Origin of the sequence: Stutzerimonas kirkiae, assembly GCF_004327335.1 — a bacterium.
Lineage (GTDB): Bacteria > Pseudomonadota > Gammaproteobacteria > Pseudomonadales > Pseudomonadaceae > Stutzerimonas > Stutzerimonas kirkiae.
The window spans coordinates 143,250-156,676 of record NZ_QJUO01000001.1 but is presented as its reverse complement, the minus strand read 5'-3'; the positions used below and the strand labels follow the sequence as shown (position 1 = coordinate 156,676).

The following is a 13,427-nucleotide window of genomic DNA, read 5'->3' as shown; positions in this document are numbered from 1 at the left end:
GAGGGGCGCACTATCCTTGGGCGCGGCACCATTGTGCCGGGTCGCTCGGGCGGCCCTGCTGGCGAATGGCGAAATACAGGGCGGCAGTATCCTGCCCGCCACTGTTGCCAACGGTAGCGATGGGGTCTCCGGCCTTGACGACGTCGCCGGCATTGCGCAGCAGGCTCTGGTTGTGGCCATAGAGGCTCAGGTAACCGTTGCCATGATCGAGGATTACCAGTAGCCCCGCCCCGCGCAACCAGTCGGCGAAGACCACGCGCCCGCCATGCACGGCGCGTACCTGGGTGCCGGCGTTGGCGCCGATCAGCACCCCATCCCATTTGGTTCGAGCGTCGCCGCCGCGAGGAGTGCCGTAACGGGCGACCAAGCGTCCATCGACCGGCCAGGGCAGCTTGCCCTTGGCCTGGGCGAAGGGGCCACCGAAATTGCCGCCGACGCTGGAAACCAGTGGGCCTGTCGCGGCGCTGGCCGGAGCGCGGGATTCCTGCGCGCGTGCCTGGGCGAGGGCGCGCTGCCTGGCTTCTTCGGCTTCACGGGCCTGGCGGGCGAGGGTTTCCTCGATGGTCTTGAGTACACGCTGCAACTGCGCCTGTTCCTGCTGGCGATTCTGCAACCGTTGCTCGCGGTTGCGCTGGTCGCGATTCAGGCTGGCGAGGGCCTGCTGGCGCTCCTTGCGCACCTCGGCCAATTGGCTGCGGCGCTGTATCAGGCCATCCTGCTGTTCGGCCAGATGGCTGCGTTGGGACTCTATGCTCGATTCGACATTGCTCAACTGGCGCAGGGTTTCGTTGAAGGTGTCGAGTTGCTCGAAGCGGGCCTTGTTCAGGTAATCGTAGTAGGTGAGGGTGCGACTGAATTTTTCCGGATTCTGCTGGTTCAGCAGCAGCTTCAGGTATTCCTGGCGACCGCTCTGGTAGGCGGCGCGCGCCTGGATGGCGATCAGCCGCTGCTGTTCGAGTCGGGCGCCTTCGAGGGTGGTCTTTTCCTCGTCCAGGCGCTGCAGTTCGGCTTCGCTGCGGTCGATCTCCTGCTGCAAGTCGTCGACCTGTTTTTCCAGTTGCCCCATCTCGCTTTCGGTGGCTTTCAACTGCTTCTGGGCCGCCGACTTTTCCTGCTCGATCTGCTTCAGCAGTTTCTGCAGTTCCGCGACATCCTTGCGCGCCGCCTCGATCTGTTGCCGGGTTGCGGCGTGCTCGTCGGCCACGGCGGTGCCGAACATGCAGAAAAGCGTGAGCAGGATGGCTGTGCGGATCATGGGGCAAGCGTTACCGACAGGGACGGGGAGACGGGGGGTAGTATGCCTAAAAAAGCGGCGGCAAGCTGCAAGCTACAAGCGGCAAGAGAAGCTTGACAGGGTTTTGGCCCCATCCCATCGCCCACACTGACTACGCTTGCAGCTTATTGCAACTCCACGATCGAAGTCCCCGTCATCTCCCGGGGAATCGGCATGCCCAGCAGGGTCAGCAGGGTCGGTGCCACATCGGCCAGTACGCCGCCATTACGGATACGCAGGTCGCGTTGGCCGATATAGATGAAGGGCACCGGCTCACAGGTGTGCGCGGTGTGTGCCTGGCCGGTGCTCTCGTCCTCCATCTGCTCGACGTTGCCGTGGTCGGCGGTCAGCAGGGCTTCGCCGCCCACCTTGCCCAGCGCCTCGACGATGCGCCCTACGCAGTGGTCCAGGTACTCGACCGCCGCCACCGCGGCCTCGAACACACCGGTATGGCCGACCATGTCGCCGTTGGCGTAGTTGACGATGATCACGTCGTAGCGCTGGTTCTCGATGGCATCGACGATGCGGTCGGTGACTTCCGGGGCGCTCATCTGCGGTTGCAGGTCATAGGTGGCGACGTTCGGCGAGGGTATGAGGATGCGCTCTTCGCCAGCGAACGGCTCTTCGCGGCCACCGGAGAAGAAGAAGGTGACGTGTGCGTATTTCTCGGTCTCGGCGATACGTAATTGGGTCTTGCCATTATTGGCCAGGTATTCACCGAGCACATTGGTCAGCGGCTCCGGCTTGAAGGCGCTGGGGGCATCGATGCTGGCTGCGTACTGGGTGAGCATGACGTAGCCGGCCAGGCGCGGCACGCGCTTGCGCTCGAAGCCACTGAAGCCGTCTTCGACGAAGGCGCGGCTCAACTCGCGGGCGCGGTCGGCGCGGAAGTTCATGAACACCACGGCGTCGCCGTCCTCGACGCGTACCGCTTCGCCGATCCGCGTCGCCTTGACGAATTCGTCGCTCTCGTCGCGCGCGTAGGCGGCCTGCAGGCCTTCCTGGGCGGTGGCGGCGCTGAATTGTGCATTGCTGTCGACGATCAGTTCGTAGGCCTGTTGCACCCGGTCCCAGCGATTGTCGCGATCCATGGCGAAGTAACGCCCGATCAGGCTGGCGATGCGGCCACGGCCCAGGCGGGCGAAGGTGGCGTCGAGCAGTTCGATGGAGCCCTGCGCGCTGCGCGGTGGCGTGTCGCGGCCATCGAGGAAGGCATGCAGGTAGATTTTCTCGGCACCACGGCGGGCGGCCAGTTCGGCCATCGCCGCCAGGTGATCCTGGTGGCTGTGCACACCGCCGTCGGAGAGCAGCCCGAGGATATGCACGGCCTTGCCGGCGGCGACCGCCTTGTCCACGGCGCTGGTGATGGCGGCGTTGTCGAAGAAGTCGCCATCGCGGATGGATTTGGTCACGCGGGTGAAATCCTGGTACACCACGCGCCCGGCCCCCAGGTTCATGTGCCCGACCTCTGAGTTACCCATCTGGCCGTCCGGCAGGCCCACGTCCATGCCGCTGCCGGAAATCAGCCCGTGCGGTTGGGTCGCCAGCAGGCGGTCATAGACGGGCGTCCTGGCGGAATGAATCGCATTGTAATCGGGGCTATCGCTGTGCCCGAAGCCATCGAGAATGATCAGTACCAGGGGTTTGGGCGCAGCGGGCATGGTCTGGCTCCTTGCGAAGGGGTCCGGAAAAAGGCGGCCAGTCTACTGGCTGTCCGCGTCAACGTCACTGTCCGTCAGGGTTCAGCCTGCTGTGGGGGCTGTGTATACTGGCCCGCATTTTATTCCCCGAGTAGCCATCGATGTTCGCAAACCTGATTGAATTCGTATCCAACCACTATGTGCTCAGTTCGCTGTTCGTCGTGCTGCTGGCCCTGTTGCTGCTCAACGAAACCCGCAAGGGTGGCAAGAGCCTGAGCAGCCGCGAGCTGACCGCGCTGGTCAATGGCGGCCAGGGCGTGGTGTTGGACGTGCGCGGCAAGAAGGAGTTCGATGCAGGGCATATCGTCGATGCGTTGAACATTCCCTATGACAAGCTGACCAGCCGTATCGCTGAACTGGACAAGCACAAAACCAGGACCATCATCGTGGTCGATGCCATGGGCCAGCATTCGGGCACTGTCTGCCGTGAACTGAAGAAGGCCGGTTTCGATACCGGCAGGCTGGCCGGCGGCATTTCCAGTTGGCGCAGCGATAATCTGCCGGTGGTCAAGTAAGCATGGCCGGAGTCGTCATCTACAGTTCGGCATGGTGCCCGTTCTGTATCCGCGCCAAGGCGTTGCTCGATCACAAGGGCGTTGCCTACGAGGAAATCCTCGTGGACGGGCAACCCGCCCTGCGCGCCGAGATGGTCAGCAAGGCGGGCCGGACATCGGTGCCGCAAATCTGGATCGGTGATCGCCATATCGGCGGTTGCGATGAACTTCATGCCCTCGAGCGGGCGGGCCGGCTGGACGAACTGCTCGGGGCCTGATCTGCCTGTCGGCGCTGGGCGTGGCATCTGGCGCCGCGCTCATTGACCGGCATATTCCAACACTGTTATGCACAGGAAGGTTCCAAGATGACTGAACAAACCAACGGCGCCGCCGCCCAGGGCGAAGCGGGCGCGCAATTCTCCCTGCAACGTATCTATGTTCGCGACCTGTCCTTCGAGGCACCGAAAAGCCCGGAGATCTTCCGCCAGGAATGGCAGCCGAACGTGGCCCTGGATCTCAATACCAAGCAGAAAACGCTGGATGGCGACTTCTATGAAGTGGTGCTGACGCTCTCCGTGACGGTCAAGACCGGTGAAGAAGTGGCTTTCATCGCCGAAGTGCAGCAGGCCGGCATCTTCCTGATCAAGGGGCTGGATGCGCAGGCCATGAGCCATACCCTGGGCGCCTTCTGCCCGAACATCCTGTTCCCTTATGCGCGCGAGGCGCTGGACAGCCTGGTCACTCGCGGCTCCTTCCCTGCTCTGATGCTGTCGCCGGTCAACTTCGATGCGCTCTATGCCCAGGAGCTGGCGCGCCTGCAACAGGCCGGAGAAGCGGCCAGCCAGTCGCAGCATTGAGTTTCGCCGGCATGGGGTGTCGCGGGAGTTTTTCCAGCGCGCCCCATGCACTGCTCAACGACCCTTGAGGAATATCGTCTTGAAACCGTTGCTCCTGTTGCTGATCGCTTTCTTCTCCGTACCGGCAATGGCGGCCGAGCCGGCCTCCGAGGTGTCGAAGACCATCTACTACAGCCTGTTTCCCGCCTTCGTGGGCAATTATGGCTCGGGTGAGCGGCTGCGTTTCTACAAGGCCGATGTGTCGTTGAGGGTGACCGACGCGGCCGCGGAGGCGCGGGTCAAGCACCATGAGCCGTTGATCCGCAACCAACTGGTCATGCTGTTCTCGCAGCAGACCGAGGAAAGCATGCAGAGCGTGGAAGCCAAGGAGACCCTGCGTCTCGAGGCGCTGCGCCAGGTTCAGTCGGTGCTGGCGCAGGAGGAAGGGCGGCCGCTGGTCAGTGACCTGCTGTTCAACAACCTGATCGTCCAGTAGCCAGCTCGATAATCCGTTGCCACTGCCCGGCGCTGACCGGCATCACCGAGAGGCGGTTGCCTTTCTTGAGTAGCGGCATTTCGCCCAGGGCGCTTTCTTCCTTCAGGCGTGCCAGCGGTACGACCTGCGGGAATCGTTCCACGAACTCGACATCGACCGCGCTCCAGGGATTGGCCAGGGCTGTTGCCTTGCTATCGTGATAGGGGCTGTGCGGGTCGATGGCCGCGGGGTCGGGGTAGGCGCTTGTGGCGATGCGGGCGATTCCGGCGACGCCAGGCAGCGCACAGCTGGAGTGGTAGAAGAGGAAAAGGTCACCCTGCTCCATGCTGCGCAGGTAGTTGCGTGCCTGGTAGTTGCGCACACCGTCCCAGCGGGCCCGCCCGCGTTCGCTCAGCGTCTCGATGGAGAGTTCGTCGGGTTCGGACTTCATCAGCCAGTAGTGCATCTCTTGCCTTCGCTCGGTCGAGTGCCAATCAGGTGGTGTCGGGAATTGAACTGTTTGCGCATATGGAAGAGAATCAGCGGTGATTCCAAAAGGCTATCACGGCCCTGCCGGGGCATCCTCCCGCGGGGGCCGGGCCATTTTCCGCGCAGGCATGCACAGTATGCCAATGATCGGGCCTGATCGCCCATGATGGCGGGAGCCTCATGGCGGTGCTGGCGACAGGAGATGGAAATTTGTGAAACGCAAGCCGGATATCATTTGGGTGCTATTGCTGATTCTTGGCCTGGGGCTGGTGACCACCAGCTATTCCCAGGGCCTCTGGGAGCGCAGGGGCGCCGAAGCGGGAAGCACCACTCCATCCCCGCAGGTTTCGATCAGATAACGGCGTACCAGCGCCGATCGGTCACTGCGGCATGCAGGGGGATGTCCCATGCCTCCAGTGGCAGGCTGTCCACTTTCTGGCATTCGTGCGCCAGGCCGAGCAGCCGTGGCCTGCCAGCTTGCGTGCGGTCGCGACGGTAGGCCAGGCTGCGATCGTAGAAGCCGCCGCCCATGCCCAGGCGACCACCTTGTTCATCGAAACCGACCAGCGGTAGCAGTAGCAGGTCCAGTGTCCAGATCGGGCGCCGGCTGGCCGGCTTGCAGCGTGGCTGCGCGATGCGGAAGCGGTTCAGTACCAGCCCTTCGTTCCGGCGCAAGCGCTGGAAGTCCATGCGGGTGGAGGGCCAGCGCCGCAGTACGGGAAGGTAGATGGATTTACCGCGCCGTTGTGCGGCCAGAAGCAGGAGGGTCGGGTCGATTTCCCCGTCGTTGGGCAGGTAGAGGGCGATATGGCGGGCGCGACGAAAGGTCGGGTGTTGTGCAAGCTGTTTGTAGAGCCTGACGGATGCACGCCGCTGCTCGCTGCGGCCGAGTGCGCGACGTGCCTTGCGCAGCTTCTGGCGCAGGGCCTTGCGGGAAAGATCGCCCGCCTCGATCAAGGAAAAAGACTCCCCAGCATGCCGCTGCCCGCGTAGGCCCTTGAACCCGAGAGTTCAAGGTGGCGACTACAGCAGACCTTAAGGCTTTCCGTCGAGCGGACATGCACACCGGTCTTGCACATAGCCTCCATTGTGTTGCTTATCGGGAGAGGGTCATCGCAAGCTGGCGTACATGCCAGGGAGCTGCCCGCAGTATAACGCAATACATCCATCAGGGTGCGTTACCGGTGGGATTCGAATCATCGGCCAGCGCGCTGTCGACACGCTCGAGCAGGTCCTGCACCTGTTCCCGGGCGTTGCTTGTCTCGCGCTGGTGCTTGTGCAGCAGTTCGTGGGTGATGTTGAGCGCGGCCATCACCGCCACCCGGTCGGCGCCGATGACTTTGCCGCTGCTGCGGATCTCGCGCATCTTGCGGTCCAGGTAGCGGGCGGCGTTCTCCAGGTTGTCACGCTCCTCGGGTGGGCAGGCGATGCAGTACGGCTTGTCCATGATTTGCACGTCAACGGTATTCGGCTGTGTCATGTGTCCTGCTCCAGGGATTTCAGGCGGGAGATCATCGCTTCGACCTTCAAACGGGCCGTTTCGTTCTTTTCTATCAGATGAGCGCGCTCTTCGCGCCATGCCTGCTCATTGGCATGCAGGCGATGATTCTCGGCCTTGAGCTGTTCGACGCGCTGAATGAGCTGTTCGAGCTTGCGGGTCAGCAGTTGCAGTTCTGCATCGTCCATCGGGGTTCACCCTGTCGGAGGGAGGCATTCAGGGCGATCGCGCTATGCCGTCATGCTCCGGCAAGGAGCTTCGATAAAAGCGCTGGAGGCTGCAAAGCTGGACGGAAAACACCGGTTGCCACGTTCTTTCGTCCAGCCTCGAGCCTTGCAGCGCTGTTTCGGCTGTCTGCCGTGCATGGCGCGATCGCCCTGGGTAGGCATTGGCTTCGATGGTCTAGCCATGCATGCCAGTGCTAGGATACCGGCCCTTCATTCTAGTCATTGCGCCCTCGTGCGCCTAGCCGCCATGTCAATTGAAAATTCCGCATACGCCGCTTTCGCCACGCTTCTGGCGGGATGCACCCATCCCGCTTCCCCCGCTGAACTGCATGGCCTGCTGCTAGGCCGCAGTTGTGCCGGTGCCGGTTTCGAGCCGGCGAACTGGCTGCTGGATGCCACCGATCTGCTGGGCGAAATCAGCGATGAAAAGGTGCGCCAGGCACTGCTTGGCCTGCAGGAAATGGTCAAGGGTGAACTGACTGGCAGCGATATCACCGTGGTGTTGCTGTTGCCCAGTGATGATGCGCCGCTGGCCGAACGCGCGCTGGCGCTGGGGCAGTGGTGCCAGGGCTTCCTCGCCGGCTTTGGCCTGGCGGCCGGTGACCGCGCCTTGAGCGCCGAGTCCATGGAGGTCCTGCAGGACCTGGCCGCCATCGCCCAGGTCCAGGGCGGGCTGGAAGAGTCCGAGGATGGCGAGAGCGACTACATGGAAGTGGCTGAGTACCTGCGGGTCGCGCCTCTTCTGCTGTTCAGTGAGTGCGCCGGAGCGGTTGCCCAGCCGGCCGCCAAGCCATCCCTGCATTGAGAGGCGTTCCGTGATGACCCGCATCCCGAAGTCCGAATTCGCTCGCCGGCGCAAGGCGCTGATGGAGCAGATGGAGCCCAACAGCATCGCCATCCTGCCGGCGGCGCCGACCTATATCCGCAACCGTGATGTCGAGCATGCGTACCGCCAGGACAGCGACTTCCAGTACCTGTCGGGCTTCCCCGAGCCGGAGGCGGTGATCGCCCTGATCCCGGGTCGCGAACATGGCGAATATGTGCTGTTCTGCCGTGAGCGCGATCCCCAGCGCGAGCTCTGGGACGGTCTGCGCGCCGGGCAGGAAGGCGCCATCGAGCGCTACGGGGCGGATGATGCCTTTCCCATCGATGACATCAACGACATTCTGCCGGGGTTGATCGAGGGGCGCTCGCGCGTCTACTACGCCATCGGCAGCAACCAGGAGTTCGATCTGCAATTGATGGACTGGATCAATGTAATCCGTTCCAAGGCGCGCCAGGGCGCCCAGCCGCCGAGCGAGTTCGTCGCCCTCGACCACCTGCTGCACGATATGCGCCTGTACAAGTCGGCTAACGAAGTGAAGGTGATGCGCGCCGCCGCGGAGATTTCTGCCCGCGCCCATATCCGGGCGATGCAGGCCAGCCGCCCGGGTTTGTTCGAGTACCACCTGGAGGCCGAGCTGGACTACGAGTTCCGCAGGAGCGGTGCGCGCCTGGCCGCATACAGCTCCATCGTCGGTTCCGGGCGCAATGCCTGCATCCTGCATTACACCGAGAACGATGCACCGCTGAAGGATGGCGACCTGGTACTGATCGATGCCGGTTGCGAGCTGGACTGCTATGCCAGCGATATCACTCGTACGTTCCCGGTCGGTGGGCGTTTCTCCCCGGAACAGAAGGCCATCTATGAAGTGGTGCTCAAGGCCAACGAAGAGGCGATCCGCCAGGTCGCACCGGGTCGGCACTGGAACGAGGCCCATGAGGCTAGCGTCCGGGTCATCACCGAAGGGCTGGTGGAGCTCGGCCTGCTCAAGGGCGAAGTGGACGAACTGATCGCCAGCGAGGCCTACAAGCCCTTCTACATGCACCGCGCCGGGCACTGGCTGGGGCTGGATGTGCATGATGTCGGTGACTACAAGATCGCCGGCGAGTGGCGGGTGCTGGAGCCGGGCATGGTGCTGACCATCGAGCCGGGCATCTATATCGCGCCGAACAACACCGACGTGGCGAAGAAGTGGCGGGGCATCGGTATTCGCATCGAGGATGACGTGGCGGTGACCCGCCAGGGCTGCGAAGTGCTGACCGCGGATGTGCCCAAGCGGGCCGAGCAGATCGAGGCCCTGATGGCGGAGCGCCGCGACTGATGTCGCGCCTGGCGATCATCGGTGGCGGGATGGCCGGTGCCAGTCTGGCACTGGCCCTGCAGGCTGGTGCGCGGCAGCGGGGCTGGACCCTCCATCTGATCGAACCGTTCGCGCCAGGCGCAAGCTACCAGCCAAGCTACGACGCCCGCTCCACGGCGCTGTCCCATGGCTCGCGGCTGATCTATGAGCGCCTCGGCGTCTGGCCGGTGATTGCCGAGCGGGCGGAGCCGATCCGCCATATCCATGTTTCCGAGCGCGGGCGTCTCGGTGTGACGCGCCTGCATGCGGGCCAGGAGCGGGTGCCGGCGCTCGGCTATGTGGTGGAGAATGCCTGGCTCGGCCACTGCCTCTGGCAGGCGCTGGATAGCCGTTGCGTGCAGTTGCATTGCCCGGAGCAGGTGCAGACGCTGGCACCGGTCGAAGGTGGCGGCTACCGGCTCGTTCTGCGGCAGCAGGGGGAACTCGAATGCGCGCTGGCCGTGCTGGCCGATGGTGGTCGTTCCGATCTGCGCGAGCAACTGGGGATCGGTGTGCGGCGCAGCCCATACGGGCAAAGTGCACTGATCGCCAATGTGACCCCCGGCAAGTCCCATGCGGGCATGGCCTTCGAGCGTTTCACCGATGAGGGGCCGCTGGCGCTGCTGCCGTTGCAGGACAACCGTTGTGCGCTGGTCTGGTCGCGACCGCCGGAGCAGGCAGAGCGCCTGGCGGGGCTGCCGGCGGCGGCGTTCCTCGATGAGTTGCAGCAGGCGTTCGGCTACCGGCTCGGCGGTTTTCGCCAGGTCGGCAGCCGGCATCTGTACCCGCTGGAGCTGATCGAAGCGGAAGAGCAGGTGCGCAGTGGTCTGGTGGTCCTGGGCAATGCCGCGCACAGCCTGCACCCGATCGCCGGGCAAGGCTACAACCTGTCGTTGCGGGATGCCTGGGCCCTGGCCGAGACGTTGCTGCACAGCCCGGCCGTCCCCGGCGAGCTGGCGGCCTTGCAGGACTTCCAGCGACGCCAGGCCCGGGACCAGTGGTTGACGGTGGGCGCTTCCGACCACCTGACCCGGTTGTTCGGCGATTCTGCCCGGGGGCTGGGTATTGCCCGCAGTATGGCGCTGTCCGCTCTCGACCTGCTGCCGCCGGCCAAGCATTGGTTGGCCCGGCAGGCGATGGGGCTTGGCGTGCGCCAGGCGTGGCTACAGGCGCGGCAGGGGGGGGATGGGCAATGCGAGCGGAGCTGATCATCGTCGGTGCCGGTATGGTCGGCACCACCCTGGCCCTGGCGCTGGAAGAGAGCGGGTTGCGGATTCTGCTGCTCGACGGTGGCCCGCTGCAACCGAGCGGACTCGATGCGCAGGCCCCGTTCGAGCCGCGGGTCAGCGCATTGTCGGCGGCCAGCCAGCGCATCCTCGAGCGGCTGGGGGCCTGGGAGTCGATTGCCGCGCGGCGTGTCAGCCCTTATGGCGATATGCGCGTCTGGGACGGTTCCGGCACCGGTTCCGTACATTTCTCCGCCGCATCGGTGCATGCCGAGGTGCTGGGGCATATCGTCGAGAATACCCTGGTGCAGGATGGGCTGCTCGAGGCTGCGCAAAAGCGCGATGACATCGAGCTGCTGAGCGGCGCCCGTGTCGAGCGCCTGCAGCGTGACGGCGAGTGCTGGCACCTGGGCCTGGCCGATGGCCGCCGCGTCGAGGCGCCGCTGGTCATCGCCGCCGACGGCGCCAACTCGGTGCTGCGGCGCCTGGCCGGCTTCGCCACCCGCGAGTGGGACTACCTGCACCATGCCATCGTCACCAGCGTGCGTTGTCGTGACGAACACCAGGCCACGGCCTGGCAGCGGTTTACCGACGATGGCCCGCTGGCCTTTCTGCCTTTGCTGCGTGGCGATGACCGGCACTGGTGCTCCATCGTCTGGTCGGTCACCGAGGCGCGGGCCAGGCATCTGATGGCGCTCGGCGATACGGCCTTCCGGGCCGAGCTCGGACAGGCTTTCGAGTGGCGCCTCGGCGAGGTGCTGGAGAGCGACCCGCGCCTGTGCATTCCCCTGCGCCAGCGGCATGCCGTGCGCTACGTGCAGCCGGGGCTGGCGCTGGTCGGCGATGCCGCGCACAGCATCCACCCACTGGCGGGGCAGGGCGTCAACCTCGGGCTGCTGGATGCCGCAGTGCTGGCCGAGGTGCTGCAGGCGGCGCAAGCACGCGGCGAGCCGCTGGCCAGCGAGCGGGTGCTGAGCCGCTACGAGCGGCGGCGCATGCCGCACAACCTGGCGATGATGGCGGCCATGGAAGGCTTCGAGCGGCTGTTCCAGGCCGATCCCCTGCCGTTGCGCTGGTTGCGTAACACCGGCCTGAAGGAGGTGGATCGCCTCGACCAGGCCAAGGCCCTGTTCGTGCGCCAGGCACTGGGGCTGAGCGGAGACCTGCCGATCCTGGCGCAACCCTGAGCGGCAAGGTACGGGCAACCCATGGCGGTAAAGGGTTGACTGGGGTTTTATCCCGCCTTTCACTCTGACGAAGCCTCAAGCCTCAAGCCTCAAGCCTCAAGCCTCAAGCCTCAAGCCTCAAGCCTCAAGCTTGCCGGGCGTCCGGCTTTATCCGACAATGCAACTAATTGTCATTCATGATGTTCCTCCCCATGCCTCATACCGATTCGCAGGCCCTGCAAGCGCTCTACCGGGAGCACCACCCCTGGTTGCAGGGCTGGCTGCGCAACCCCTGGGCAACTCGGCGGATGCCTCCGACCTGGCGCAGGACACTTTCCTGCGTGTGTTGCGCGCTCGCAATGCCGCCAGCATCCGCGAGCCGCGCACCTACCTGAGCGCCATTGCACGGGCACTGACCATCGACAAGTTCCGCCGCCAGGACATAGAGCGGGCCTACCTGGGCGTACTGGCCGAGCGCGGCGAGCCGCTGGACATTTCCCCCGAGCAGCGCTTGCAGATCCTGCAGACGCTGACCGCCATCGGCCTCATGCTCGATGCGCTGGGGCGGCGTACCCGGGATATCTTCCTGGCCGTGCAACTGGAAGGGTTGGGCTATGCCGAAGTGGGTGAGAGGGTCGGGGTGTCCGTGACCACGGTGAAGAAACACATGATCCGCGCCATGACCCACTGCCTGATGCTGACCGAGGACTGAATGGCAGACCTCGAGCGCAAGACCCTCGAAGCCGCCGCTACCTGGTTCGTGCAGTTCAATGCCGGGGCGGTGGACGACGCGGAGCGCAGCGCCTGGCAGGAATGGTTGCAGCGCGATCCCGCCCACGCCAGGGCCTGGGCGCGAGTGGAGAAGCTGCAGCGGCAATTCGGCAGCCTGCCGGGCGAGGTCGCGCTGCCGACCCTGGCGGGTGTGCAGGCGCGCCGTCGTGCGGTGCTCAAGTTCTTCGCGTTGCTGCTGACGGGAACGGCGGGCGCCTTGAGTTTTCGCGAGCTGGCTCCTTACGAGAGCTGGCTGGCCGAGCAGCGTACCGGTACCGGGCAGCGCCGCCGGTTGCGCCTGGAGGACGGCAGCCAGCTCGATATCAACACCGCCAGTGCCGTGGATATCCATTTCGACAGCCAGTGGCGGTGCCTGCGCCTGCTTCAGGGGGAAATCCTCGTCACGACCGCCAGCGATGTCGGGCAGCGACCGTTCATCGTGGACACGCCCCAGGGACGTATCCGGGCGCATGGGACCTGTTTCGGTGTGCGTTGCGAGGGCGGTCAGACCCGTGTTGGCGTTCTCCAGAGCGCCGTTTCGGTCCAGCCCTTGCGACACCCCGGGCCGCCCCTGCGGCTGGAGGCCGGGCAATCCGTGGATTTCAGCGACGTGCTGATCGGCTCACCGCGGTCCTTGGTGGAAGGTGGCGAGGCCTGGACGCGCGGCATGCTCAGCGTGGTCGAGTGGCGGCTGGACGACTTTATCCGTGAACTGTCGCGCTACCGTCCCGGCTACCTGGGCTGCGATCCGAGCGTGGCCGGCCTGCGTCTGTCCGGGGCCTTCGCGATCGACAGGACCGATACCGTGCTGGAGAACCTCGCGCTCTCGCTACCGGTGAGGGTGCGCTTCCTGACGCGCTACTGGGCCAGGGTCGAGCCTGCGTCCACGGTCGGATAAATCTGTAGGGTCGAGCGCCGCGATACCCATCATTAGCGTCGTTGATAGGTATCCTCTCGATGCTCCTCAACACATCCTACAGTTGATAAATAGCTTTCCGACCCGTGCGCAGTTGTTTTTCGAACAGGGGTTGCCGATTTCCATTCTCGTTCGGCCTGGCAGATAAGCGTCTTCAGCGCTGCCTGTCCAACCCTGCCAACGAAAGGAAACCC

At 64.6% G+C, this 13,427-nt stretch carries 15 protein-coding genes, 1 other RNA gene and 1 pseudogene; 10 read left to right on the top strand and 7 right to left on the bottom strand.

Going from position 1 to position 13,427, the window contains the following annotated elements:
• Positions 1–10: 10 nt before the first annotated feature.
• A complete protein-coding gene (locus DNJ95_RS00670; RefSeq protein ID WP_131182797.1) occupies positions 11–1,255 on the bottom strand; it encodes a murein hydrolase activator EnvC family protein in 1,245 nt (414 codons plus the stop codon).
• A gap of 143 nt (positions 1,256–1,398) precedes the next feature.
• Entirely contained in the window at positions 1,399–2,934 is a 1,536-nt protein-coding gene (gene gpmI, locus DNJ95_RS00665) for a 2,3-bisphosphoglycerate-independent phosphoglycerate mutase (protein WP_131182796.1), read from the bottom strand.
• Positions 2,935–3,074: 140 nt separating this feature from the next.
• Here gpmI and DNJ95_RS00660 point away from each other — a divergent pair, with 140 nt between their 5' ends.
• From DNJ95_RS00660 to DNJ95_RS00645, 4 genes are all read left to right on the top strand, one after another.
• A complete protein-coding gene (locus DNJ95_RS00660; protein WP_131182795.1) occupies positions 3,075–3,488 on the top strand; it encodes a rhodanese-like domain-containing protein in 414 nt (137 codons plus the stop codon).
• Positions 3,489–3,490: 2 nt separating this feature from the next.
• Positions 3,491–3,745 carry a glutaredoxin 3 gene (grxC, locus tag DNJ95_RS00655; protein ID WP_131182794.1) on the top strand — a complete coding sequence of 85 codons (255 nt, stop codon included), beginning with the start codon at positions 3,491–3,493 and terminating at the stop codon, positions 3,743–3,745.
• An 87-nt stretch (positions 3,746–3,832) separates the two neighbouring features.
• A complete protein-coding gene (gene secB / locus DNJ95_RS00650; RefSeq protein WP_131182793.1) occupies positions 3,833–4,324 on the top strand; it encodes a protein-export chaperone SecB in 492 nt (163 codons plus the stop codon).
• A gap of 79 nt (positions 4,325–4,403) precedes the next feature.
• Entirely contained in the window at positions 4,404–4,799 is a 396-nt protein-coding gene (locus DNJ95_RS00645) for a flagellar basal body-associated protein FliL (protein WP_131182792.1), read from the top strand.
• Here the strand turns inward: DNJ95_RS00645 and DNJ95_RS00640 are convergent.
• From DNJ95_RS00640 to DNJ95_RS00620, 5 genes are all read right to left on the bottom strand, one after another.
• Positions 4,777–5,244: an EVE domain-containing protein gene (locus DNJ95_RS00640; protein WP_131182791.1), complete on the bottom strand. Its 468-nt coding sequence runs from the start codon at positions 5,242–5,244 to the stop codon at positions 4,777–4,779. The two genes, DNJ95_RS00645 and DNJ95_RS00640, sit on opposite strands and share 23 nt — an antisense overlap.
• Before the next feature lie 374 nt (positions 5,245–5,618).
• The gene (locus DNJ95_RS00635; protein WP_131182790.1) at positions 5,619–6,224 is read right to left on the bottom strand and encodes a 5-formyltetrahydrofolate cyclo-ligase; all 606 of its coding nucleotides are present in this window, start codon (positions 6,222–6,224) and stop codon (positions 5,619–5,621) included.
• A 6-nt stretch (positions 6,225–6,230) separates the two neighbouring features.
• Positions 6,231–6,409: non-coding RNA, 6S RNA (ssrS, locus tag DNJ95_RS00630), on the bottom strand.
• Positions 6,410–6,435: 26 nt separating this feature from the next.
• The gene (locus DNJ95_RS00625; protein ID WP_131182789.1) at positions 6,436–6,747 is read right to left on the bottom strand and encodes a cell division protein ZapA; all 312 of its coding nucleotides are present in this window, start codon (positions 6,745–6,747) and stop codon (positions 6,436–6,438) included.
• Positions 6,744–6,953, bottom strand: a complete 210-nt coding sequence (locus DNJ95_RS00620) for a TIGR02449 family protein (RefSeq protein ID WP_131182788.1) — start codon at positions 6,951–6,953, stop codon at positions 6,744–6,746. The genes DNJ95_RS00625 and DNJ95_RS00620 overlap by 4 nt, the downstream gene beginning before the upstream one ends.
• Positions 6,954–7,239: 286 nt before the next feature.
• Between DNJ95_RS00620 and DNJ95_RS00615 the strand changes: the two genes are divergently transcribed.
• From DNJ95_RS00615 to DNJ95_RS00590, 6 genes and pseudogenes are all read left to right on the top strand, one after another.
• Positions 7,240–7,797 carry a YecA/YgfB family protein gene (locus DNJ95_RS00615; RefSeq protein WP_131182787.1) on the top strand — a complete coding sequence of 186 codons (558 nt, stop codon included), beginning with the start codon at positions 7,240–7,242 and terminating at the stop codon, positions 7,795–7,797.
• A 13-nt stretch (positions 7,798–7,810) separates the two neighbouring features.
• On the top strand, positions 7,811–9,136 hold the full coding sequence (gene pepP, locus DNJ95_RS00610; protein WP_131182786.1) for a Xaa-Pro aminopeptidase: 1,326 nt from the start codon (positions 7,811–7,813) through the stop codon (positions 9,134–9,136).
• Positions 9,136–10,362, top strand: a complete 1,227-nt coding sequence (gene ubiH, locus DNJ95_RS00605; protein ID WP_131182785.1) for a 2-octaprenyl-6-methoxyphenyl hydroxylase — start codon at positions 9,136–9,138, stop codon at positions 10,360–10,362. Before pepP ends, ubiH begins: the two co-directional genes overlap by 1 nt.
• Positions 10,347–11,567, top strand: a complete 1,221-nt coding sequence (locus tag DNJ95_RS00600) for a 2-octaprenyl-3-methyl-6-methoxy-1,4-benzoquinol hydroxylase (protein ID WP_131182784.1) — start codon at positions 10,347–10,349, stop codon at positions 11,565–11,567. Before ubiH ends, DNJ95_RS00600 begins: the two co-directional genes overlap by 16 nt.
• Before the next feature lie 191 nt (positions 11,568–11,758).
• Positions 11,759–12,258: pseudogene (locus DNJ95_RS00595) on the top strand (sigma-70 family RNA polymerase sigma factor).
• The gene (locus DNJ95_RS00590; RefSeq protein ID WP_131182783.1) at positions 12,259–13,215 is read left to right on the top strand and encodes a FecR domain-containing protein; all 957 of its coding nucleotides are present in this window, start codon (positions 12,259–12,261) and stop codon (positions 13,213–13,215) included.
• Positions 13,216–13,427 lie beyond the last annotated feature (212 nt).

What these genes read in the sequence shown, in the direction of transcription:
- DNJ95_RS00625 (WP_131182789.1), bottom strand. Translation starts at nt 6,747, where the DNA reads ATGACACAGCCGAATACCGTTGACGTGCAAATCATGGACAAGCCGTAC.
- DNJ95_RS00590 (WP_131182783.1), top strand. Translation starts at nt 12,259, where the DNA reads ATGGCAGACCTCGAGCGCAAGACCCTCGAAGCCGCCGCTACCTGGTTC.
- ubiH (WP_131182785.1), top strand. Translation starts at nt 9,136, where the DNA reads ATGTCGCGCCTGGCGATCATCGGTGGCGGGATGGCCGGTGCCAGTCTG.
- DNJ95_RS00660 (WP_131182795.1), top strand. Translation starts at nt 3,075, where the DNA reads ATGTTCGCAAACCTGATTGAATTCGTATCCAACCACTATGTGCTCAGT.
- secB (WP_131182793.1), top strand. Translation starts at nt 3,833, where the DNA reads ATGACTGAACAAACCAACGGCGCCGCCGCCCAGGGCGAAGCGGGCGCG.
- pepP (WP_131182786.1), top strand. Translation starts at nt 7,811, where the DNA reads ATGACCCGCATCCCGAAGTCCGAATTCGCTCGCCGGCGCAAGGCGCTG.
- grxC (WP_131182794.1), top strand. Translation starts at nt 3,491, where the DNA reads ATGGCCGGAGTCGTCATCTACAGTTCGGCATGGTGCCCGTTCTGTATC.
- DNJ95_RS00640 (WP_131182791.1), bottom strand. Translation starts at nt 5,244, where the DNA reads ATGCACTACTGGCTGATGAAGTCCGAACCCGACGAACTCTCCATCGAG.
- DNJ95_RS00600 (WP_131182784.1), top strand. Translation starts at nt 10,347, where the DNA reads ATGCGAGCGGAGCTGATCATCGTCGGTGCCGGTATGGTCGGCACCACC.
- gpmI (WP_131182796.1), bottom strand. Translation starts at nt 2,934, where the DNA reads ATGCCCGCTGCGCCCAAACCCCTGGTACTGATCATTCTCGATGGCTTC.
- DNJ95_RS00670 (WP_131182797.1), bottom strand. Translation starts at nt 1,255, where the DNA reads ATGATCCGCACAGCCATCCTGCTCACGCTTTTCTGCATGTTCGGCACC.
- DNJ95_RS00620 (WP_131182788.1), bottom strand. Translation starts at nt 6,953, where the DNA reads ATGGACGATGCAGAACTGCAACTGCTGACCCGCAAGCTCGAACAGCTC.
- DNJ95_RS00615 (WP_131182787.1), top strand. Translation starts at nt 7,240, where the DNA reads ATGTCAATTGAAAATTCCGCATACGCCGCTTTCGCCACGCTTCTGGCG.